Origin of the sequence: Phenylobacterium sp. SCN 70-31 (assembly GCF_001724605.1) — a bacterium.
GTDB lineage: Bacteria > Pseudomonadota > Alphaproteobacteria > Caulobacterales > Caulobacteraceae > Phenylobacterium.
Map to the genome: position 1 here is coordinate 137954 of NZ_MEEX01000013.1, position 21718 is coordinate 159671.

A 21718-nucleotide genomic window follows, 5' to 3' on the forward strand; every position below is an offset into this window, starting at 1 on the left:
CTGCGTCATCGTCCGGCGAGCGCCCGCTGGGCGGCGTAGGCCTGGGTTCCGCGGGTCACGACGTGGTCGGCAGGCAGGATGGCGTCGATGGCCAGATCGTCGGCGCCGGCAAGGCGGGCGTAGAGACCGCCGAAATCCTGGAGTGTCGCGTCGAGAAGCGTCCGGAGCGACGGGACGACGAAGTAGACCTGCTGGAAGTCGTCGATCCGATAGGGGGTGCGCATCACCCGCTCCAGGTTGAAGCCCAGGCGGTTGGGCGAGGGATCGTCGAGGGCGAAGACGGATTCGGCGCGGCTGGAGACGATGCCGGCGCCGTAGATGCGCAGGCCGGCCGGCGTGTGCATCAGGCCGAACTCGACCGTGTACCAGTAGAGGCGGGCGAGCTGGTGCAACTGGCCGCGGCCGAGGGCGCGGAGGCCGCCTTCGCCGTAGGCTTGCATGTAGTCGGCGAAGATGGGGTCGGTGAGCATCGGCACATGGCCGAACACGTCGTGGAAGACGTCGGGTTCTTGAAGATAGTCGAGCTGGTCGGGCCGGCGGATGAACTGTCCGGCCGGAAAACGCCGGTTGGCGAGATGGTCGAAGAAGACTTCGTCCGGCACCAGGCCGGGCACGGCCACGACGCTCCAGCCGGTCAGCCGGCGCAGGTCCTCGCTGATCTGGGCGAAGTCCGGGATGCCGGCGCGATGGAGGTCCAGCGCGTCGAGGCCTCGGAGGAAGGGATCGCAGGCGCGGCCGGGAAGGAGCGCGGCCTGGCGCTCATACAGCGTGACCCAGACATCGTGCTCGGCCGGGGCGTAGCGCTCCCAATGCTGGTCGATCGTCCAGTCGGGGCGGACGCCGGGGGGCGGCGCGATGTCGGTCGTGGCGGCCATGCGCAGAGAATGGCCTCAAGCGGACGCAAGTTCCGTTCGAAATGACCACGAATCCGGCCTCCCGCCGGAAAAATCATGCGCCGATCGACGGCGGCGGCGGATCGTCAGTGGCCGATGCCGGGACGAAGCTTGTAGTGGCCCTCGTCGAAGGCGTCGAAGATCAGCGAGGCCTGGGGATGGCCCACGGGCTGGCCGGTCTCGTCCAGTTCGAGATTCTGTTCGGACACGTAGGCGACGTAGGCCGCCTCGTCGTTCTCGGCCAGCAGATGGTAGAACGGCTGGTCTTTGTGCGGCCGGATATGCTCCGGAATCGAGAGCCAGTACTCCTCGGTGTTCGAGAAGATCGGATCGACGTCGAAGATCACGCCCCGGAACGGATAGACGCGGTGGCGGACGACTTGGCCGATGGTGAATTTGGCGAGTCGCGTGCTCATGACCGCGAATCTAAGCCCCCCGTGCTGACTGGAAGGTGAACGTAATGCCGGCTGACCGTCATTCAACCGTCGTCTTCCGGCGACGGGGCGAGCTTGCTACAGTCGCCTCGAAATGAGGCGCGCCCCGCCGGGGCCTGCGTCTGCGTAGGGCGGGTGAGGTCCATGGGGGAGGCGCTGCGCGCGCCCGCGCCGGCGAGTCGCGGCCGGGAAGGATCGGATGGCCGGGAGAGACCGGCAGGCGAGCCGCCGTGCTACGCCGCTCTGGATCTCGGGACGAACAACTGTCGGCTGTTGATCGCCACGCCCGCCCCCCACGGCTTCCGGGTGGTCGAGGCCTATTCGCGTATCGTGCGGCTGGGCGAGGGGCTGACCCAGAGCGGCCGGTTGTCGGATGCGGCGATGGACCGCGCAGTCGCGGCGCTGAAGGTGGCCGGCGAGAAGGTGCGTCGCCGGCGGGTGGCGAAGTTCCGCGCCATCGCCACGCAGGCCTGCCGGATCGCCGTCAACGGCCAGGCCTTCGTCAATCGTGTGGCCAACGAGACGGGCGTGCGTCTCCAGGTCATCACCCCGCAGGAAGAAGCGCGGCTGTCGGTGACCGGCTGTCTCAACCTGCTGGATGGAAACCACGACGCCGCCCTGGTGGTCGATGTGGGCGGCGGGTCCACGGAACTGTCGTGGGTTGATCTCAAGGCCGCGCCGCCCGTAGGGCCGCCGCCGGTGCGGGCCTGGATGTCGGCGCCCATCGGCGTCGTGACCCTTGCCGAGCGGTTCCCCGAGGGCGAAGTCGCGACCGAAGGCTGGTTCCGGCAGATGGTGGAGCATGTGAAGGACGAGATCGCCGCGTTTCGCCGCGCCGATTCCATGCGCCCGGTGTTCGAGGCCGGCAGGGCGCATCTGGTGGGGACGTCCGGGGCCATCACCAGCCTGGCCGGGCTTCACCTGGACCTGCCGCGCTACGATCGCAACCGCGTGGATGGCATCTGGATGACGCGAAGCGACTGCGACGCCGCGGCGGGGCGACTTCTGGGCCTGAGCGCCGCCGAGCGGGCCGCTCAGCCGTGCATCGGCGCCGATCGCGCCGATCTGGTGCTGGCTGGGGCGGCGATCCTTCAGGCGGTGCAGGAATTGTGGCCGTGCGACCGGGTCCGCGTCGCCGACCGAGGCCTCCGCGAGGGCATTCTGCTCTCGCTCATGTCCGACCGGAACGCGCGCAAGCGGCGCAGACGCCGGCGTAGCAAGGGGAGCGGGCGCGCGCCTGCCGCGGACGCCGCATGACCGAGCCCCCTCGCAAGCGCATGGTGCGTCCGCCCAGCGGCGGCCAGGAAGGCGGCCGCGGAAAGCCTGCGCGCCTCAGGACCGCCAAGGAGCGCACCAAGAGCCAACAGGCCTGGCTGGAGCGCCAGATCAACGACCCGTTCGCGGCCAAGGCGCGCAACCTGGGCTATCGCAGCCGGGCGGCGTTCAAGATCAGCGAGATCGACGACCGCTTCCACTTCTTCCGCAAGGGCGCGCGAGTGGTGGACCTGGGCCTGGCGCCGGGTGGGTGGACACAGGTGGCCATCGAGCGGGGCGTCACCGACATCGTGGGTGTGGACCTGCTGCCGGTCGACCCGTTGCCGCCCGCGCAGATCCTGCAGATGGACTTCACCGACCCGGCCTGCGCGCCGGAGCTGATCGCACGGCTGGGTGGGTCGCCCCATCTCGTCATGTCGGACATGGCGCCCAACACCATCGGTCACCGCGAGACCGACCACCTGCGCATCGTGGGCCTGATCGAGGCGGCGATGGACTTCGCCGTCGAGGTGCTCATTCCGGGGGGCGCCTTCGTGGCCAAGGCGTTCCAGGGCGGCGGCGCCGACGACTTGATGGCGCGCCTGAAACGGCATTTCCGAGAGGTCCGGAACATCAAACCCAAGGCCAGTCGGCAGGATTCGTCGGAAGTCTTCTTTGTCGCCACGGGCTTCAAAGGACGGTGATATTTTCCATAAATCGAATATAAATTTCGATAACTGCTCAATTATTTAAGTAGTGATTTGGTTTTCTTGAAAAAGAATTTGCTCTAGTTGGAATATCTATTTTTCAGATAACTTTGGTTTGGGTTGATGTGTTGAAATGCCGCACCCGCCGTAACTTTGCGTGAATTCACCTCTCCTAGGTCGTTCGGCCTCAACGAGGGGAACTCACATGCTTCTTATGGATGTCGCCCGGGCGGGCGCCGAGGCGTACGGCCAGGTTCTTTCGGGGGCGCCGGCGAACCGCGGGCCTCGCCTGCTGGCCGCGCTGCTGGCGGGTACAGCGCTGTCGGCGGCCGCGGCGCCGGCCCTGGCCCAGAGCGTGGTGCTGCAAGGCGGCTATCTGAAGATCGGCGTCAACGAGAAGGGCACGCTGGGCACCGGCGGAACCGTCCGGCCGGGCATCCTCTACGACGGCACGGGTTCGGGGACGTTCAATCCCGACTACGACTATCTGACGCCCGGTTCGCCGATGGAGGGCTTCGTCCTCAAGGGTACGGGGAGCGGCGGCGCCTTCACGGCCACCAACAACAACGCCTCGCTGGGCGGGGCTTCCATCGCCGGCAGCCTGACCTCGTACAACGGCGCGGAATACGAGGGGACGACCTTCGACCAGCGTGTCGTCTGGACGGGGACCTTCGGGACGGTGCTGACCGTCACCCACGACTATCACTTCGACGAGAACGGCCAGCAGCTTTCGATCGTCACCAAGATCACGGCGCTGGAGGACATCAGCGATCTGGCGTTCGTGCGGTTCACCGATCCCGACGCGATCGCCGCCCCGGGCGACAGCAGCGCGACGAACAACTTCCAGGGGTCGGGCGACATCCCGGGGACTGACCTGATCTACGCCGAAGCCCTGGTCTCGAAATATGTGATCGGCCTCTATTCGAACGACCCCACCCCCCGCGTGACCGGCGCGCCGGGCTTCACGGCCGATCCCACGGGTTACCTCGCCGGCACGTTCCTCGGCGACGGCGACTATACGATCGGCATGGGCTTCACGATCGGATCGCTGCTGAACGGCGATTCCATCACCCTGAATTACCAGTACATCTTCGGCACCGACATCGCCGCGGCGGTGGCGGCCAACGGCGGGGGCGGGAGCCCGGTGGCCGAGGCGCCCCGCAACATCGCGGGGGGCTCGGTTTCGGCCGAGGACCTCGCGGGCGGCGGCGTTCTGCCGATCTTCGACGGGGGTTCGCTGAAACTGGCGTCGGACGCCCTGGTGGGCCTGGACTTCACGGTCACCGCCAACGGCGGAAGCATCGACACCGCCGGCCACAACATGATCATGACGGGCGCCATCGCAGGCGACGGCCGCCTCGTGAAGACGGGGGCCGGCGTGCTGGAACTGTCCGGCCTGAACAGTTTCATGGGCGTCACGGTCGCGCAGGGCGTGCTGGCGGTGGGCGCCGACACGGCCCTGGGCCGCGAGGGCGCTGACCTGGTGATCGACGATCAGGCGGCGGTCCGGGCGACCGGCGATGCGGTGATCTCGCGGGCCGTCACCCTGTCGGGCGGCGAGGCGATCTTCGACACCCAGGCGAACGAACTGATCCTGACCGGGCCGGTCTCGGGCGACGGCCGGCTGGTGAAGGTGGGGGCGGGGGTTCTGGCCCTGACCGGCGCCAACACCTTCGGCGGTGTCTCGGTGACGGAGGGGGCGGTGGCCATCGCCTCCGAGGCGGCCCTGGGCGCGCCTGGCGGTCTGCTCAGCCTGGCCGGCGAGGGCCGGCTGATCACGCTGGCCCCGATGACGCTGGAGCGGGAGGTGCGCTTCGAGTCGGGCGCGGCGACGGTGGAGGTGGCGGGCGGTCCCGTGACCCTGGCCGGCGCGCTGACGGGCGGCGGCGGCCTGCGCAAGACGGGGACCGGCGTGCTGATCCTCGAGGGCGCGAGCAGCCTGTCCGGCCTGGACATCGTGGACGGGACGCTGGTCGCCGCCTCGTCGTCGGCGCTGGGCGCGGCGGACGGGGCGATCGTGCTTCGCGAGGGCGCGCGCTTCACGGCCGGGAACGATCTGAACGTGAGCCAGTCCCTGGCCGTCGCCGGTGGCGATGCGCGCGTGGACACCGGGGCCCACACGGTGACGGTCACGGGCGCGCTTCGCGGCGACAATTGCCTGATCAAGGTGGGCAGCGGGACGCTGAACCTGCTTGCGCCGGGCGCGAACGCCATCGGAGCCTGCGTCCAGGAGGGGCGGCTGAGCTTCAACAACCTGTTCGAGGGCGACGTGCGGGTCGACGCCGGGGGCGTGGCCGGCGGTTCAGGCTTCATCCTCGGCGACGTGACCGTCGACGGCGTGCTGGCGCCCGGCAACTCGCCGGGCCGGATGGTGGTGGCCGGCAGCGTCGCCCTCGGCGCGGGCGGACGGCTGGATCTGGACATCGACGGTTCGACGCCGGGCGTGGGCGCGGGGCGCTACGACACCCTGGTCCTGACCGGCGCGAACAGCGTCTTCACGGCGGCCGGCGCCATCGCGCCGATCACCCGCGGCATCACCGGCGAGGCGACCAACAACTATACGCCGCCGATCGGCGCGACCTTCCAGGTGGTGACGGCGGAGGGCGGCGTGATCGGGCGGTTCGACAGCCTGCTCCAGCCCGCGACCGGCCTCCCGGCCAACGGGCGGTTCGAAGTGGTCTACCGGCCGAACGCGGTGATCCTGGCGGTGACGCCCGACCGCTACGCGGCGCTGCCGGCGGGCGTGGTCAACGCCCGGGCGGTGGGCGCGGCGGCGGACGCGCTTCGAGCCTCAGGGGCGACGGCGTTCACGGACGCCCTGATCGGGCTGGACGAGGTGCGGATCGCCGGCGCGCTGCACGGCGCGGCGGGCGAGATCCACGCCGATGCGGTCGAGGCGGTGCTGCGTGGCAATCGCGCCGCGCGACGGCTTGCGGCCGTGCGCGGCGCTTTGAACGGGGCCGAGGCGCAGGTCTGGGCCACGTTCACGGGCGGGACGCGGGAGGTGGGCGCCGACGGGGTCGCCGGCCGCTATCGCGACGACCGTGCGGGCGTGGTCGTAGGCGCGGACCGGCAGGTGGGCGACAAGGTCCGGGCCGGCGTGGCGGTGAGCTACGGCGAAGCCGAGATCAAGGCCGGCCGTCTGGGGTCTGGCCGGGCGTTCAGCTACCACGGCCTGGCCTATGCGGGCTGGTCGGACGGTCCCTACTATGTGAGCGGCGTCGTCCAGGCCGGGCGCGACGTCTACAAGACCACCCGGGTCGTGGGGCTGGGGACCGGCGCGGCTCCCGCCTACGCCAAGCCCGAGGGCTCCTCCTATGCCGTGGACATCGAGGCCGGGCGCAGGTTCGCGCTCGCGGCGGCCGACGTCACCCTGGCGGCGGGCCTCTCGGCCGACCGGCTGAAGCGCGACGGCGTGGCCGAGGCGGGGGACGCCCGCGTGGCGCTGCGCTTCGCGGGCCTCGAGCGCGACGCCGTCCAGGCGCGGGTGGGGGTGCGGGCCGAGCGCGTGGTGCGGCTCGGGACCTCGGAGCTGAAGCCCTACGCTTCCGCCTTCGTACTGCAGGAACTGGACGGGTCGCGCACGCGGCTGGACGCCAGCCTGATGGGTGCGGGCTTCCAGGTCGCGTCGAGCGCGCCGGGCCGCATGTCGGTCGAGGTCGCGACCGGCTTCGAGGCGTCGGTAGGCGACCGCAGCCGCGTGCGCGTCGGCTACCGCTACGAAGGCGCCCGCGAGGCCCAGGCGCACGCGCTCAGCCTGACGGGCGTCGTGACCTGGTAGGGTGGACGCCGGCGCCCGACCGCCCGGTCAGGCGCCGGTCTCCATCGGCAGGTCGGGGTCGCGGACCCATTCCGACATCGAGCCGTCGTAGACCGCGACGGCGGGGTGGCCCAGGCGGACGAGGGCCAGCGCGTCCATCGTCGCCGAGATGCCGCCGCCGCAGTAGCAGATGACGCGGGGACGCCCCAGCGCGCCCACCGCTTCGAACAGGTCGCGCAAGTCGGTGTCGGGACGGTAGCGGCCAGTGTCGTCCAGCAGCCCGGCGTAGGGGACGTTCACGCTGCCTGCGATATGGCCGCGGCGGCCGTAGTTCGCGCCGGAGTCGCCGCTGTGGACGCCGGGGGGCAGGGCGTTGATCGTGCAGACGCCGCCGTCGCCGATGGCGGCCAGGACCTCGGCCTTGCCCGCCCAGGCTCCGGGACGGTCCGAGAGCGCGAGTGTCGCGGGCGGATAGCGGCGCGTCCCGGACTCGGTGGGGCGACCCTCGGCGGTCCAGGCGGCCAGCCCGCCGTCCAGCACCGCGACGGTCTCGAAGCCGGCCGCGCGCAGCATCCACCACAGGCGCGTGGCCCACATGGGCGTCGTGCTGCTGTAGACCACGACGCGGGAGTCCCGTCCGATGCCGGCCGCGCCCAGCGCCGGGGCCAGGCGGTCGGCGGGCAGATGGGTGAAGTTGAGCGGCGAGGCCGCGTCCGACAGATCGGCCGCGAGGTCGAGAAAGGCGGCCCCGGGGATGTGGGCGGCCTCATAGTCGGCGCGGCCGCTCTCCACACGGTAGGGGCCTGGTGTCGCGGGACGCAGGTGGACCGTCGCGTCGAAGATGCGCAGGTCCGGGTCGTCCAGGTGCGCCTGGAGCCATGCCGTGGAGACCAGCCCCCGACCGTCCCATCCATCCATACTGCGTCCTCCCGTTATGCTGGTTGGCGGCAGGGTAGGCAGGAAGGCGTCAGGCGGGAAGGGCGGGGCCGGGCGGCGGCGGCGTCTTCGCCCCTTCGGCGACGAGCCAGTCGCGGAAGCGGCCCAGCGCGCGGCCCTCGGCGCCCGGCGCCGTCAGCATGGCGAAGGCGCTGCCCGACGCCCGGAATCCGAGCGGGGCGACGAGCCGCCCCGACTGCACCTCGCCGATGCACAGTGGCCAGGAGACGACCGCGGCCCCAAGGCCGGCGACGGCCGCGTCCTGCGCGAAATGCACGTGCGGGAACGTCCGCTCGGCGGCTGGCGGCAGTTCGACTCCGGCGTGCTCGGCGAAGACGGGCCAGGCCTCGGGGTGGGTGGCGGCCGCGAGGCGCGGGGCCCGCAGGGGGTCGTTTCCCGATCGCACCGCCATCTCGGGCGACATCACCGCGCCCAGGGCGTTGCGGATGAAGGGCGTACAGTCGGCCGCCTCTGCGCGCGCCAGGGGGACGATGCGCACGACTGCCTGGGCGCCGCGATGGGCCGTGGCGTGGGCGGCGAGTTCCGAGAGGTGGAGGCGCACTTCGGGGTGGGCCGCCTGGAAGCCGGCGAGGCGCGGGATCAGCCATTTCACCGACAGGCTGGCGTTGACGGCGACGTGCAGGTCCTCGGCGCCGGTGCGGACGCGGCGCACGGCGCCGGCGATCTGATCGAAGGCCTCGGTGAGGGGCGCCATCAGTTCGCGCCCGGCGTCGGTGAGCTCCAGCCGGTTCTTCGGGCCTGAGAACAGTTTCACGCCCAGGGCCGCTTCCAGCGCCTTCACCTGACGGCTGACGGCCGAGTGGGTGACGGAAAGCTCCTCCGCGGCCAGCGTCACCCGCCCGGTGCGAGCGACCGCCTCGAAGGCGCGCAGGGCGTTGAGGGATGGCAGCGCACCAGATGTGAGATTTTCGAACATTGAAGGCCAAATAAGTCGATTTCCTCGCGTCGGCAATCCGGGCATAGGCTGGTCATGGAAGACCCCACGCCCTCTCAGCCTCTCGCCCGGGTGGATTACGACCGGGTCCAGCACCAGCAGTACGCCCGGGGCCGCGCCCTGCCGGCCGATGCGATCGCCCGCTACATGACAGTCTTCGCCGAGCACCTGCCGGCGCGGCGACCGCTGACCGGCGTCGATCTGGGCTCGGGGACCGGACGGTTCACCCCGGCGCTGGCCGAGGCCTTCGGCGGTCCGATCCACGGCGTGGAGCCGGCGGACGGGATGCGACGCGCCGCCGAAGCGGGCGGGCGGCACGACCGCGTCGCCTATCTGGCCGGGCGCGCCGAGGCGATCCCGCTGCCGGACGCTTCGGCCGACTTCGTCCTGATGTTCCTCTCGTACCACCACGTGGCCGACAAGCCGGCGGCGGCGCGGGAGATCGGACGCGTGCTGAAGCCCGGCGGCCGGCTGATCCTGCGCAGCACCTTCCGCGACCGGATTCCCGATCACTGGTGGCGGAGCTACTTCCCCGGAAGCTGGGCCGTGGAACGCGCCATGTTCCCGAGCGAGGCCGAGGCCCGGGCGCTGTTCGAGGCGGCGGGCTTCCGGACCATGGCCTCCGTCCAGATGGAATTGCCGTTCGAGGGCGACATGGCCGCTGCGGTCGCGCGGCTGAAGCTGCGCGCGGTCTCGGTGTTCGAACACCTCTCCGAGGCGGAACTGACCGAAGGCTTCGGCCGCCTGGACGCCGATCTGGCGGCCGGGGCCATCGCGGAGAAGCCCACCTACGGGGATTTCGTCGTCTTCGCATACGGCGACGGTGCGGAATGAACGCGCGCGACGCGTCTCGCCGTCATCCCGCCGCCGTGGTGGCCGGCCTGGGCCTGGGCCAGGTCGTGGCCTTCGCGTGCAGCTTCTACCTGATGGGCGTGCTGGGCGACGCCGTCGCCCGCGACCTCTCTGTCGGCACGGCGTTCGTCTTCGCCACCGTCTCGCTGTCGCTGGCCGTCCCCGCCCTGGTGGCCGCGCGCGTCGCGCGCCGCATCGACGCGCGCGGCGGCAAGCCGGTGCTGCTGGCCTCGCACCTGGTGCTCGCCGCCGGGCTGGTCCTGACCGGCCTCGCTCAGGACGGCGTGGGACTGGCGGTCGCGATGGCGGTGATGGGGCTTGGCCAGGCGTTGGGCCTGTCGCCGACCCCCTTCGCCATCCTGGTCCAGCTCTACGGCGAGGCCGCGCGCCGCCCGATCACCGGGGTGGCGCTGATCGGTGGTCTGGGCTCGACCCTGGGCTGGCCGCTGACCGCAGGATTCGCCGAGGCGTTCGGCTGGCGCGGCGCCTGTTTCGCCTGGGCGGGCGTCCAATTGCTGTTCTGCCTGCCACTCTCGGCCTGGCTCTGTCCGCGGACGCACGGCGGGGCCCGACGCGACTCGGCCACCGGCGGCGTGCGCTGGGACCGGACGATGGTCCAGCTCGCGATCCTCTTCGCCTGCGCCTGGTTCGTCTCGACCTGCATGAGCGCCCATCTGCCGCGGCTGCTGGCGCATTTCGGCCTGTCGATGGCCCAGGCCGCGGGCGCCGCGGGTCTCGTGGGCGTTGCCGCGGTCAGCGTGCGGTTCCTGGAGTTCACGCTGCTGCGCCGGCTGAATCCCGTGGCGACCACCCGTGCGGCGACGCTGATGCATCCGGCCGGCGCTGCGGGTCTCCTGGCCTTCGGCGGCCAGGCGGGCGGGGCCGCCATGGCCCTGGGGCAGGGCGCCGGGAACGGGATGCTGGCGGTGGCTAAGGGCGTCCTGCCCCTCAGCCTCTACGGCGACCGGGACTACGCCTACCGCTCGGCGATCCTGGGCCGACCCGCGATGATCGCCCAGGTGTTCGGCCCCACCGTCTTCGCCGTGGCTCTGGAGCGCTCGCCCACGGGGGCCGTGCTCATGACCTCGGCCCTCTGCCTCGTGATGTTCGCCATGACCTTCGGCCTCGCCCGGCGCGGCCGTCCAGCACAGGAGACCGCAATCGCATGAACGCCCCCCTCAGGCCCCTTGCTCCCGATGCCGCGGCGCCCCTATACGCGTCCCGCAAAACGGAGAGTCTCATGGAGATCCGCGAAGGGCTCACCTTCGACGATGTTTTGCTCGAACCCGGGGCGTCCGACGTGATGCCGACACAGGTGGACGTCTCCACCCGGTTCACGCGCGAAATCAGTCTGAACATCCCGCTCGTGTCCGCGGCCATGGACACGGTCACCGAGAGCCGACTGGCCATCGCCATGGCCCAGGCCGGCGGCATCGGCGTGGTGCACCGGAACCTGACGGTGGACGAGCAGGCCGATCACGTCCGCGAGGTGAAGCGGTACGAGAGCGGCATGGTCATCAACCCGCTGACCATCCATCCCGACACGACGTTGGGCGAGGTCCGCCAGATCATGGCCCGGCGGAAGATCTCGGGCTTCCCCGTCGTGGACGGCGCCGGCCGGCTGTGCGGCATCCTCACCAACCGCGACATGCGGTTCGAGGCGCGCGACGATATCCCGGCCAAGGCGCTGATGACCAAGGACGGGCTTGTGACTGTCCGCGAAGGCGTCAGTCAGGCCGAAGCGCGCGACCTCCTGCGCCGGCACAAGATCGAACGGCTGATCGTCGTGGACGAGGACAGCCACGCCGTCGGCCTCATCACCGTCAAGGACATGGAGAAGTCCCAGGCGCACCCGAACGCGGCCAAGGACGCCCAGGGCCGCCTGCTGGTGGCCGCGGCCTCGACCGTGGGCGACGCGGGCTACGAGCGGTCCATGGCGCTGGTGGACGCGGGCGTGGACGTGGTGGTGATCGACACCGCCCACGGCCACAACGCCGAAGTGGCCAAGGCCGTCGCGCGGGTGAAGCGCGAGAGCAACCGGGTGCAGGTGGTGGCCGGCAACGTCGCCACCTACGACGGCGCGCGAGCGCTGATCGACGCCGGGGCCGACGCGGTGAAGGTGGGGATCGGGCCGGGTTCGATCTGCACCACGCGGATCGTCGCCGGGGTGGGCGTGCCGCAGCTCACGGCCATCGCCGACGCCGTGCGCGCGGCGGCGGGAACGGACGTGCCCGTCGTGGCCGACGGGGGGATCAAGTATTCCGGCGACCTGGCCAAGGCGCTGGCCATGGGCGCTTCGGTGGCGATGATGGGCTCGGTGTTCGCCGGGGTCGACGAGGCGCCGGGCGAGGTGTTCCTGTACCAGGGCCGCTCCTACAAGGCCTATCGTGGCATGGGCTCGCTGGGCGCCATGGGCCAGGGCTCGGCCGACCGCTACTTCCAGAAGGACGTGAAGGACGCGCTGAAGCTGGTGCCCGAGGGCATCGAAGGCCAGGTGCCGTACAAGGGGCCGATCGGTCCCATCCTGCACCAGATGGTCGGCGGACTGCGCGCGGCCATGGGCTATGTGGGCGGCGCCAGCCTCGCTGAGTTCCGCGAACGCGCCCGGTTCATCCGGATCACCAACGCCGGCCTGCGTGAAAGCCACGTCCACGACGTGATGATCACCCGCGAGGCGCCCAACTATCCGAGCGCCGGCTAGGTCGGAGCGAGAAGGGAGGCGGTCATGGGCGGTGAGGTGGCGGTGGAACTGAAGCTGCTGGGCGTGGCGGCGATCCTGGGACTGGTCCAGCTTCTGTGGTCCGCCGCCGCCGCGCGTCGGCAGCAGAACCTGAAGTGGGCGGCGGGGCCGCGCGACACGCCCATGCCGATCACCGGCGTGGCCGCGCGCCTGCACCGGGCGTTCTGGAACTTCGCTGAGACCTTCCCCTTCTTCGCCGCCGGGGTGCTGGGCTGCGCGGCCGCGGGGCGGCTGGGCGGAGATCTCACGGTGTGGGGAGCCGGTCTCTACGTGGCGGGCCGTGCGCTCTACGCTCCGCTGTACGCTTCGGGTGTGCCGTTGGCGCGAACGCTGGTGTGGTTCGTCTCCATGATCGGGCTGGTGATGCTGCTCGTCGCGCTCGTCAGGTGAGTGATGCGTGACGGCGGGCGGCTGGCCGCGGCGATAGAGGTCCTGGACGAGATCGAGACGCGGCGCCGGCCCGTGCGCCTGGCCCTGAAGGTCTGGGGCGACGCCGCGCGCTACGCCGGGGCCAAGGACCGGGCCTGGGTTTCCGGCCTGGTGCTGGACGTCCTGCGCCGCCGCCGCTCGCTGGGCTGGCGGATGGGACAGGACACCTCGCGCGCCGCGGCGCTGGCGGCGCTGCGCTTCATCTGGGGCTGGCCTGTCGAGCGCGTGGCCGAGGCTGCGGGCGATGCGCCGCACGGGCCTGGACCGCTCACGGACGACGAGCAGGCCGCGCTGGCGACGCCCCGCGATCTGACCGAGGCGCCGGCGCCGGTTCGAGGCGACTATCCCGACTGGCTGGACGCGGCGCTGGCGCGGGTGTTCGGCGACGTGCGGGCCGAGGAGGGCGCGGCCCTGGCCGAGCGCGCGCCCGTGGACCTGCGGGTCAACACGCTGAAGACCGATCCGCCCCGGGCGCTGAAGGCCCTGGCGTCGTTCGATCCCGTCGTCCCCGGCCTGGCGCCCGACGCCGTGCGCATCCCGGCCCCCGACGCCGCCGCCCGCTCGGGCGCGGTCGAGGCGATCCCGCAGTTCGGCAAGGGCTGGTTCGAGGTGCAGGATCTGGGAAGTCAGGTCGCCGCCCTGGCTGCGGGCGAGGTGAAAGGCGCGCAGGTGCTGGATCTCTGCGCCGGCGGCGGCGGCAAGACCCTCGCCCTGGCGGCGGCCATGGCCAACACGGGCCAGATCTACGCCTACGATTCCGATGCCCGGCGACTGGCCGACACGGTTCGGCGCGGCGATCGGGCCGGGGTCCGCAGCCTTCAGGTGCGCACGCCGTTGAACCCGGACCCGCTGAAGGGCCTGGAGGGGCGGATGGACGTGGTCTTCATCGACGCGCCCTGCACGGGCACGGGCTCGTGGCGCCGCCATCCCGACACCAAGTGGCGGCTGACGCCCGAGGCGCTGGCGAAACGCCAGGCCGACCAGGACGCGGTGCTGGACGATGGCGCGGCGTTCGTGAAGCCCGGCGGCCGCATCGTCTACGTCACCTGCTCGGTGCTGTCGGAGGAGGACGAGGACCGGGTCGAGGCCTTCCTCGCCCGCACACCGGCCTTCGCGCGCCGCCCGGCGACCGCCGACCCGGCGCTGACGCCGTTCCTGACCTCCGCCGGCGACCTGCGCCTCACGCCGCGCCTCTCGAAGACCGACGGCTTCTACGTGGCCGTGCTGGAGAAGCGGGCATGAACCTCGCCATCCGTCTTTCCTGCGCGCCGCAGGCGGCCTCAATTCAAACCACGGAAAGCCCAGAACGGACCTGCTCCGACCTCCGAAGGATATCTCCGCATCCTTTGGTGTTTTCTGTGTTTTCCGTGCTTCCAAAAAACGCTGACACGCCAACGATCTCGACGAACGGAACGCCATGACAGAAGCCCATCACGAACGCGTCCTGATCGTCGATTTCGGCAGCCAGGTGACCCAGCTCATCGCGCGCCGCGTGCGCGAGAGCGGCGTCTATTGCGAGATCCACCCCTACGACAAGGCCGAGGCGGCGCTGGCGGCGATGCGGCCCAAGGCGATCATCCTGTCGGGCGGGCCGGCCAGCGTGCACGAGGCCGAGAGCCCCGCGGCGGCGAAGGCGCTGTTCGACGCCGGCGTGCCCGTGCTGGGCATCTGCTATGGCGAGCAGACCATGTGCGCCGAGCTGGGCGGCCGGGTCGAGCCGGGGACGACGCGGGAGTTCGGCCGCGCCGAGATCGAGGTCATGCGCGAAAGCCCGCTGCTCGAAGGGCTGGGCGGCGCAGGGCATCGAGAGACCGTCTGGATGAGCCACGGCGACAAGGTCACGGCCCTGCCGCCCGGCTTCGAGACGGTGGCGGTTTCCGAGGGCTCGCCGTTCGCGGTGGTGGCCGACGAGGGGCGGCGCTTCTATGGCATCCAGTTCCATCCCGAGGTGGCGCATACGCCGCGCGGCGCGCTGATCCTGCGCAACTTCACCCACCGGATCGCCGGGCTTTCGGGCGACTGGACGATGGCGTCGTACCGTCAGGAGCAGGTGGCGAAGATCCGCGCGCAGGTGGGCGACGCCAAGGTGATCTGCGGCCTGTCGGGCGGCGTGGACTCGTCGGTGGCGGCGGTGCTGATCCACGAGGCCATCGGCGACCAGCTCACCTGCGTGTTCGTGGACACCGGCCTGTTGCGCAAGGACGAGGCGACACAGGTCGTGACCATGTTCCGCGACCACTACAACATTCCGCTGGTCCACGTTGACGCATCAGACCTTTTCCTGGGCGAGCTAGCGGGCGTCACCGACCCCGAGACCAAGCGCAAGACCATCGGCCGGCTGTTCATCGACGTGTTCGACAAGGAGGCCGGCAAGATCGAGGGGGCCGCGTTCCTGGCCCAGGGCACGCTCTATCCGGACGTGATCGAGAGCGTTTCGGCCCGGGGCGGCCCCTCGGCGGTGATCAAGAGCCACCACAACGTGGGCGGCCTGCCGGACTACATGAAGCTGAAGCTGGTGGAGCCGCTGCGGGAACTGTTCAAGGACGAGGTCCGGGCGCTGGGCGTCGAACTGGGCTTGCCGCCCGCGTTCGTGGGACGCCATCCGTTCCCGGGACCGGGGCTGGCCATCCGGATTCCCGGCGAGATCACGCGCGAGAAGGTGGCCGTGCTCCAGGCGGCCGACGCCATCTACCTGGAGGAGATCCGCAAAGCCGGGCTCTACGACTCCATCTGGCAGGCCTTCGCCGTCCTGCTGCCGGTGAAGACCGTGGGCGTCATGGGCGACGCCCGCACCTACGAGGATGTCCTGGCCCTGCGCGCCGTGACCTCGACCGACGGGATGACCGCCGATTTCTTCGAGTTCCCGTGGGACGTCCTGGGCCGCTGCGCCACCCGGATCATCAACGAGGTGAGGGGCGTGAACCGCGTCGTCTACGACGTGACCAGCAAGCCGCCCGGCACAATCGAGTGGGAGTAGGGCGCTTGACCGACACCAACCGCATCGTCCTTTCCAGCGACCACAGCGCCATCGCCCTGCGGCAGGCGGTCGCCGCCCATGTCGCGGCCCAGGGGTGGACGGTGGTGGATATCGGACCCACGACGCCGGAGAGCACGCCCTATCCGGAGCATGGCGCGGCGGCGGCGCGGCGTGTCGCCTCGGGCGACTGCCGTTTCGGGATCGTCCTGTGCGGCACCGGGCAGGGCATCATGATGGCGGCCAACAAGGTGAAGGGCGTGCGCTGCGGCGTCTGCTCCGACACCTTCTCGGCCCGCATGATCCGTCAGCACAACGACGCCAACATGCTGGCGATCGGCGCGCGGGTGGTGGGCGAGGGCCTCGCGCTGGACATCGTGGACGCCTTCCTGGCCGCCCCGTTCGACGGCGGCCGGCACGCGCCGCGCGTGGAGATGATCCGGGCGCTGGAGGAATAGACGCCGCCGCTTTCAGGCGGGGCGAATCCGGCGCAAGAGCGGCCGGCCGTCTCGAAGGGAGCGCTTGCGCCGTGGTGGACATCGACGAGATCTATGACGCCGGGTTCGACCGTGAGCGCTTTCCGGGTCTGCTGAAGAAGATCCTGGCGGCCATGGGCGCACAGTCCGGTCTCCTGGGCTGGTTCGACCTTCAGAACCAGGCGCGGTTCGAGGTGGAGGTGGGGAACGATCGCACTATAGCCTGGCCGCCGGCGCCGCTCTCTCCGAGACCAGCCCGGTCCTCACCCATTTCAGGGTGGACGATCTGAATCTGACCCTGCGCACCGCCGATCCCGTCGCGGCCGCCGTGCCCGAGCCCGGCGCCTGGGCTTTGATGATCCTGGGCTTCGGCGCGGCCGGCGCTGCGCTCAGGCGACGCCGTGGGCTGGCGCTGTCGGCGAGCCTGTAGGGACGAACCGGCGGGGGCGTCCGTGACGGCGGGGTTTCAGCCGACCCGGCTAGGTTCTAAACCGGCGGGAGTCGGCCGCGAGGTCGTAGTCAGAGGCCTGCCGCAATGTCCGCCCCCGGTCGGCACGTCCTGTACTTCGCGCTTCAACCCCCCGCCGACGCCGCTGCGGCGGCGCACAGGCGGCTGGAAGCGTTGCGCGCGAGGGTGGGCCTGACGGCGCGCGCCATTGCGGCCTCCCGGCTGCACGTCTCGCTGCATCCCCTGGGCGCCTTCAGGCGTCCACCAGGCGCGGTGGTCGAGAAGGCGGCGGGGGTGGTCGAGGGTCTGGCGGCGCGGCCGTTCGTAATCTCGTTCAACCGTATCGGCGCCTGGCCGTCCGGCGCCTCGCCCTGGCCCGTGACGCTGTGGGGCGACGAGGGCGTGATCGGCGCGGACGCGCTCCAGGCTTCGCTGCACCGGGCGCTGGTGCGCGCGGCGATGGCGTCGCGCCGCGAGGCCAGGATCACACCGCACATGACCCTGGCTTATGATCGCGGCCACGCGCCCGAGACCCTCGTGGAGCCCGTGAGCTGGCGCGTGACGGAGTTCGTGCTGGTCCATGCGGTCCACGGCGAAGGCCGCTATGACATCGTCGGGCGATTTCCACTCAGCGGCTGAGCGGCGCCGCCTGTTCCAGCGCCAGGATGCTTTCGCCCAGCTCTTCCAGCTTCTTCGAGAGCAGGACCTGGGCGTCGGCCAGAGCCTGATTGTAGACGTGCGGCCCCATCGTTCCGATGATGAAGTCGGTGAGGAAGACGGCGTCGAATCCCGTCACCTCCAGGTCCAGTTCGTCCTTGAGGTAGCGCGACAGGGCCTTTGTCAGGGCCTCGTGCGTCGCCTTCGGCAGTTCGATCTTGCGCATCGCAGGAGGGCCTTGGGGCGAGGATGCTTTTGGGAGAGGTTGCTTTGGCGACGACACTGTACGGTATCAGGAACTGCGACACGATGAAGAAGGCCTGGACCTGGCTGGATCAGGCCGGCGTCGGCTACACGTTCCACGACTACAAGAAGAGCGGGATCGACCGCGGGACTCTTGAACGCTGGGCGGACGCGGTGGGATGGGAAACCCTGCTGAACCGGGCCGGAACGACCTTCCGCAAACTGCCCGAGTCGGATCGCCAGGACCTCGATCGGGACAAGGCGGTCGGACTGATGCTGGCCCAGCCCTCGATGATCAAGCGGCCGGTGCTGGATGTCGATGGCCGTCTCACCGTCGGCTTCAAGCCCGACGCCTACGCCGCGCTGCGCCTCTGAGTCCGCTGGCTCGGGCGCGGGCGGCCGGAACATGACCAAGGTTTCATGCACGGCGCTGCATCCATTGCCCTGCGGCCGAGCCTCTAGCGGATGAGACGGGCGAGAACGGCCTGCCGACGACGACTTGGAGAGGAGAAACTCCGTTGGAAATCCTGGTCCCCCTGACCTTCTTCGCGATGATCGCCGCGCTGGTGATCGTGCCACGGTACTTCAAGAGCATCGAGCGCCAGAAGGTGGCCGACACCCTGCGCACGGCGCTCGAGAGGGGCGAGCCCCTGCCGCCCGAGCTGATCGACGCGCTTCAGACCGATACGGGCTCGAAGAGCCTGCCGCCGTCGCCGCAGCGCGACCTGCGGACGGGCATCATCTGGCTGGGCATCGGCATCGGCCTGGCCTGCTTCGCGGTGGCCGTCAGCTTCGAGGAGGCGGACGCCCTCTATCCGATGCTGGGGATCTCGGCGTTCCCCATCTTCATCGGTCTGGCGTTCATCCTGCTGGGCGTCCTCGGCAAGTCGAAGTCGTCCTGAGCCGGGGCGGGAGAGGGAGAGTTCGCCCATGCCGGGGGCCGGCCACGCCACACTCGCCAGTCTGCACGACGTGGAGCTTTGCGCCCGCGCCGCGGCCGGCGAACGGCGCGCCTTTGGCGAGCTCGCGCGTCGGCACGGCTCGGCCATCCGCCATCTGCTGCGCCGCATGGGCGCGCAGGGCGCCGAGGCCGACGATGTGGCCCAGGATGCGCTGCTGGCGGCCTTCGAACGCATCGCCGAATTCCGCGGTGAGGGGACCTTCGCGGGATGGGTCAAGCGGATCGCTGCGCGACAGTATCTGCGACGTCTGCAACGCGAGAAGCGGCTGGCGAGCTATGTGGCGGAGGAAGCGCGCGACGAGGCCGAGGGGCGGACCGAAGCGGGGGCGGCCGGCGACGCCGAACGTCGTCTGGACTTGGACGAAGCCCTGAAGGTTCTGTCCCGGCCCGAAAGGATGTGCGTGTCCATGTGTTACGGCGCGGGCCTGTCCCACGCCGAGGCGGCGGACGCCTTGAACCTGCCGCTCGGAACGGTCAAATCCCATGTCAAACGTGGTCTGGAGAAGCTCCGAACGCGACTGGCGCCGGCCCCGGAAGTCAAGGACGGCGCTGAGGTGGAAGGGAAGCGGGGCAATGGCTGATCTCGAATTCGAACGCCGCCTCGAGCGGCTCTTCGCCGACGCGCCCGAGCTGCCCGACGCGCGGGGGTTCGCCGAGCGTATCGAACGTCGTCTCGACCGCGGCTGGAACCTGCGCCGCTGGCTCATCGGCGCTGCGGGCCTGGCCGGTGGCGTCGTCGGCGCGAGCCAGCTCGTCCTGTCCAATCTCTTCGATCGCATGGAGACGGCCGAGCACTCGGCCCGCGTGCTGGGACAGGGCCTTGCGCGGGTCACGCCGGCTTCCGACATGGTGTCGGCGCTCTCCGGAGGCTATGGCGTCTGGATTGCGGTCGGCTTGGCGGTGGTGACACTGGGTTTCGCCGTCTCGCGAGTGATCGAGGAGATCTAGAGTGTCGAGTCATCGGGAACAGGCCGTACGGCGCCTCACGGCGCCGGACATCGCCGCGCGTAAGGGGCAGACGCCCATCGTCTGCCTGACGGCCTATACGGCGCCGATGGCTGAGCTGCTGGACGAACACTGCGACCTGCTGCTGGTCGGCGACAGCGTGGGGATGGTGATCCACGGCCTGCCCAATACCGTGGGCGTCACCCTGGAGATGATGATCCTGCACGGCCAGGCCGTGATGCGCGGCGCGCGGCGCGCGATGGTGGTGGTCGACATGCCCTTCGGCTCGTACGAGGGTTCGGCCGAGACCGCCTACGCCAACGCCACCCGCATCATGAAGGAGACCGGATGCTCGGCCGTGAAGGTCGAGGCGGGTCCTGCGGTAGCCGAGAACATCGAGTACCTGGTCAAACGTGGGATTCCGGTGATGGGCCATGTGGGCCTGCGGCCCCAGGCGATCATGGTCGACGGCGGTTTCCGCGCGAAGGGCAAGACCAACCACGAGCGCGTGCGCATTCTGGAGGACGCCCGCGCGGCGGCCGAGGCCGGCGCCTTCGCCGTGGTGGTGGAGGGTGTGGCCGAGGGCCTGGCCCGCGAAATCACCGAGACGATCGAGGTCCCCACCATCGGCATCGGGGCGTCGGCGGGCTGCGACGGTCAGATCCTGGTCACCGACGACATGCTGGGCCTGTTCGACTGGACGCCCAAGTTCGTGCGGCGCTACGGCGACATCCGTGGCCAGATCGCCCAGTCCATCGCCGCCTATGCGGACGATGTGCGCAATCGCCGGTTCCCGGGACCAGCCGAAATCTACTTCGCCAAGGCGGGCTGACGTCAGGTTGATCGACAGGACGTGCGGCCCGGGACCGGTCGTTCCTGGCGTCGTCTTGCCGACCGGCGACGCCCGCCCGTCAGCCTAAGATGTCGCTTGTGGGGCGACTCCCGCAAACTCGAGGTTGCGCTGAACCCTCTTGAGGGCCTTCATGCGTACAGGGAGATGCATTTGGCTTGGCGAGCCTGGTTGCCCGCAAGGGCGCCGCGACCGTGGCAGTCCATCGCGCTGGGGACCGCGTTCGGCGGTGTCGCGGTGGGCATCCGTGTGGTCGCCGACACCCTGCTGGGTGGAAACGTCCCGTTTCTGCCCATGTTCCCGGCTCTCCTGCTGGCGGCCATTCTGGGCGGCTACGTAGGCGGGGCCGCTTGCCTCGTCGCCAGCGGGATCGGCGCGGCCATCTTCCTGCTTCCCTTGGCCGCCGACACGCTGGCGGTCCACATCGGTTTCTGGACCGCTGGCGCGCTGGTCGTCGCCGTCGCCGCCGGGATGGCCGACAGCGTCCGAAAGCTTCGGCTCAGCGAGGCGCGCCTAGGAGAGGCCCAGGCGCAACTCCGGACGCTCGTCGGCGAACTGGCCCATCGCAATCGGAACGCACTGTTCGTGATCATGGCCATCGTACGCCAGAGCGCGCGCAACGCCGCGTCGCCGGCCGAAGCCGAGAAGCTCATCAACGCCCGCCTGGAGGCGCTTCTGCGTGCGCAGGACCTGGTGGTGCAAGGCGAGGGCGGGACGGACCTTCATCGCGTGGTGGCGGTGGCGCTGGCCCCGTTCGACCGCGAGCGGTTCGACATCGTCGGGCCGTCGTTCCAGATTTCCGCCGACGTCGCGGGCGGACTGGCCCTGCTGTTCCATGAACTGGCCACCAATGCGGTGAAGTACGGGGCTCTGGCGGCCCCGCAGGGCCGCATCGTGGTGCGATGGGCCGTCGAAGGCCAAAGGGCGCGGCTCGACTGGGTGGAGCGGGGTGGGCCGCCGTTGACCCCGCCGTCCCGGCAGGGCTTCGGGGCGCGGCTGTTCGAGGTGGCGCTCAAGCCGCAGGGCGGGACGGCCGAGCGCCGCTTCGAGCCCGAAGGCGTGGTGTGCGAACTGATGATTCCCGGATCCGGAAGCGGGGCCGACACCGTTGATGGGGTGATCGGAACGCCCTTCAGCGAGGCTGCCGCGCCCCAGGCGGCCGCGTCGTCGGCCGTCGCCGGTGTCGCGCCATAGTCGCCGACAC

General features: G+C 70.5%; 24 protein-coding genes. 19 read left to right on the plus strand and 5 right to left on the minus strand.

All coding sequences use genetic code 11. The features are described from left to right. Positions 1-5: 5 nt before the first annotated feature. Both phhA and hspQ read right to left on the minus strand, forming a co-directional pair. Entirely contained in the window at positions 6-875 is an 870-nt protein-coding gene (phhA, locus tag ABS78_RS11935) for a phenylalanine 4-monooxygenase (RefSeq protein ID WP_293379055.1), read from the minus strand. Positions 876-979: 104 nt separating this feature from the next. Further along, positions 980-1309, minus strand: coding sequence for a heat shock protein HspQ (gene hspQ, locus ABS78_RS11940; RefSeq protein ID WP_293379058.1), 330 nt, complete (start codon positions 1307-1309; stop codon positions 980-982). 162 nt (positions 1310-1471) lie between these two features. Between hspQ and ABS78_RS11945 the strand changes: the two genes are divergently transcribed. The 3 genes from ABS78_RS11945 to ABS78_RS11955 all read left to right on the plus strand — a co-directional run bounded on the left by ABS78_RS11945 (position 1472) and on the right by ABS78_RS11955 (position 7069). Beyond that, complete coding sequence (locus ABS78_RS11945; RefSeq protein WP_293379061.1) at positions 1472-2584, plus strand: Ppx/GppA phosphatase family protein; 1113 nt, start codon at positions 1472-1474, stop codon at positions 2582-2584. Beyond that, positions 2581-3285: an RlmE family RNA methyltransferase gene (locus tag ABS78_RS11950; RefSeq protein ID WP_293379064.1), complete on the plus strand. Its 705-nt coding sequence runs from the start codon at positions 2581-2583 to the stop codon at positions 3283-3285. The genes ABS78_RS11945 and ABS78_RS11950 overlap by 4 nt, the downstream gene beginning before the upstream one ends. Before the next feature lie 208 nt (positions 3286-3493). Beyond that, complete coding sequence (locus ABS78_RS11955) at positions 3494-7069, plus strand: autotransporter domain-containing protein (protein WP_293379067.1); 3576 nt, start codon at positions 3494-3496, stop codon at positions 7067-7069. A gap of 27 nt (positions 7070-7096) precedes the next feature. Here ABS78_RS11955 and ABS78_RS11960 read toward each other — a convergent pair whose 3' ends face one another. Together ABS78_RS11960 and ABS78_RS11965 are read right to left on the minus strand one after the other, a co-directional pair. Continuing rightward, positions 7097-7966, minus strand: coding sequence for a sulfurtransferase (locus ABS78_RS11960; protein ID WP_293379070.1), 870 nt, complete (start codon positions 7964-7966; stop codon positions 7097-7099). A 49-nt stretch (positions 7967-8015) separates the two neighbouring features. After that, complete coding sequence (locus ABS78_RS11965; RefSeq protein ID WP_293379073.1) at positions 8016-8921, minus strand: LysR family transcriptional regulator; 906 nt, start codon at positions 8919-8921, stop codon at positions 8016-8018. 54 nt (positions 8922-8975) lie between these two features. Here ABS78_RS11965 and ABS78_RS11970 point away from each other — a divergent pair, with 54 nt between their 5' ends. From ABS78_RS11970 to ABS78_RS12015, 10 genes are all read left to right on the plus strand, one after another. Next, positions 8976-9773: a class I SAM-dependent methyltransferase gene (locus ABS78_RS11970; protein ID WP_293379076.1), complete on the plus strand. Its 798-nt coding sequence runs from the start codon at positions 8976-8978 to the stop codon at positions 9771-9773. Further along, entirely contained in the window at positions 9770-10960 is a 1191-nt protein-coding gene (locus ABS78_RS11975; protein ID WP_293379079.1) for an MFS transporter, read from the plus strand. Before ABS78_RS11970 ends, ABS78_RS11975 begins: the two co-directional genes overlap by 4 nt. Positions 10961-11031: 71 nt before the next feature. Continuing rightward, a complete protein-coding gene (gene guaB, locus ABS78_RS11980) occupies positions 11032-12492 on the plus strand; it encodes an IMP dehydrogenase (protein WP_293379082.1) in 1461 nt (486 codons plus the stop codon). Between the two features lie 24 nt (positions 12493-12516). After that, positions 12517-12921: an MAPEG family protein gene (locus ABS78_RS11985; RefSeq protein ID WP_293379085.1), complete on the plus strand. Its 405-nt coding sequence runs from the start codon at positions 12517-12519 to the stop codon at positions 12919-12921. A 3-nt stretch (positions 12922-12924) separates the two neighbouring features. Then, entirely contained in the window at positions 12925-14202 is a 1278-nt protein-coding gene (locus ABS78_RS11990) for an RsmB/NOP family class I SAM-dependent RNA methyltransferase (protein ID WP_293379088.1), read from the plus strand. Positions 14203-14377: 175 nt separating this feature from the next. Beyond that, positions 14378-15937 carry a glutamine-hydrolyzing GMP synthase gene (gene guaA / locus ABS78_RS11995; protein ID WP_293379091.1) on the plus strand — a complete coding sequence of 520 codons (1560 nt, stop codon included), beginning with the start codon at positions 14378-14380 and terminating at the stop codon, positions 15935-15937. A 5-nt stretch (positions 15938-15942) separates the two neighbouring features. Further along, positions 15943-16392 (plus strand): ribose 5-phosphate isomerase B, encoded by a 450-nt coding sequence (gene rpiB, locus ABS78_RS12000; RefSeq protein WP_293379093.1) that lies wholly within the window; start codon positions 15943-15945, stop codon positions 16390-16392. Positions 16393-16463: 71 nt separating this feature from the next. Continuing rightward, positions 16464-16700: a hypothetical protein gene (locus tag ABS78_RS12005; RefSeq protein ID WP_293379095.1), complete on the plus strand. Its 237-nt coding sequence runs from the start codon at positions 16464-16466 to the stop codon at positions 16698-16700. Then, positions 16688-16840, plus strand: a complete 153-nt coding sequence (locus ABS78_RS12010) for a PEPxxWA-CTERM sorting domain-containing protein (RefSeq protein ID WP_293379098.1) — start codon at positions 16688-16690, stop codon at positions 16838-16840. The genes ABS78_RS12005 and ABS78_RS12010 overlap by 13 nt, the downstream gene beginning before the upstream one ends. A 105-nt stretch (positions 16841-16945) precedes the next feature. Further along, the gene (locus ABS78_RS12015) at positions 16946-17497 is read left to right on the plus strand and encodes a 2'-5' RNA ligase family protein (RefSeq protein WP_293379101.1); all 552 of its coding nucleotides are present in this window, start codon (positions 16946-16948) and stop codon (positions 17495-17497) included. On the opposite strand, the gene ABS78_RS12020 is transcribed toward ABS78_RS12015, so the two are convergent. After that, positions 17487-17741 carry a DUF2164 domain-containing protein gene (locus ABS78_RS12020; RefSeq protein ID WP_293379104.1) on the minus strand — a complete coding sequence of 85 codons (255 nt, stop codon included), beginning with the start codon at positions 17739-17741 and terminating at the stop codon, positions 17487-17489. The genes ABS78_RS12015 and ABS78_RS12020 overlap by 11 nt on opposite strands. A gap of 44 nt (positions 17742-17785) precedes the next feature. On the opposite strand from ABS78_RS12020, the gene ABS78_RS12025 reads away from it, so the two are divergent. From ABS78_RS12025 to ABS78_RS12050, 6 genes are all read left to right on the plus strand, one after another. Continuing rightward, positions 17786-18133, plus strand: coding sequence for an ArsC family reductase (locus ABS78_RS12025; RefSeq protein WP_293379107.1), 348 nt, complete (start codon positions 17786-17788; stop codon positions 18131-18133). Between the two features lie 143 nt (positions 18134-18276). Next, the gene (locus tag ABS78_RS12030) at positions 18277-18660 is read left to right on the plus strand and encodes a DUF6249 domain-containing protein (RefSeq protein WP_293379110.1); all 384 of its coding nucleotides are present in this window, start codon (positions 18277-18279) and stop codon (positions 18658-18660) included. A 28-nt stretch (positions 18661-18688) separates the two neighbouring features. Then, on the plus strand, positions 18689-19300 hold the full coding sequence (locus tag ABS78_RS12035) for a sigma-70 family RNA polymerase sigma factor (protein WP_293379113.1): 612 nt from the start codon (positions 18689-18691) through the stop codon (positions 19298-19300). Then, positions 19293-19667 (plus strand): hypothetical protein, encoded by a 375-nt coding sequence (locus ABS78_RS12040; protein WP_293379116.1) that lies wholly within the window; start codon positions 19293-19295, stop codon positions 19665-19667. The genes ABS78_RS12035 and ABS78_RS12040 overlap by 8 nt, the downstream gene beginning before the upstream one ends. Position 19668: 1 nt before the next feature. Further along, a complete protein-coding gene (panB, locus tag ABS78_RS12045; RefSeq protein ID WP_293379120.1) occupies positions 19669-20496 on the plus strand; it encodes a 3-methyl-2-oxobutanoate hydroxymethyltransferase in 828 nt (275 codons plus the stop codon). Positions 20497-20667: 171 nt separating this feature from the next. Further along, a complete protein-coding gene (locus ABS78_RS12050) occupies positions 20668-21708 on the plus strand; it encodes a sensor histidine kinase (RefSeq protein WP_293379123.1) in 1041 nt (346 codons plus the stop codon). Positions 21709-21718 lie beyond the last annotated feature (10 nt).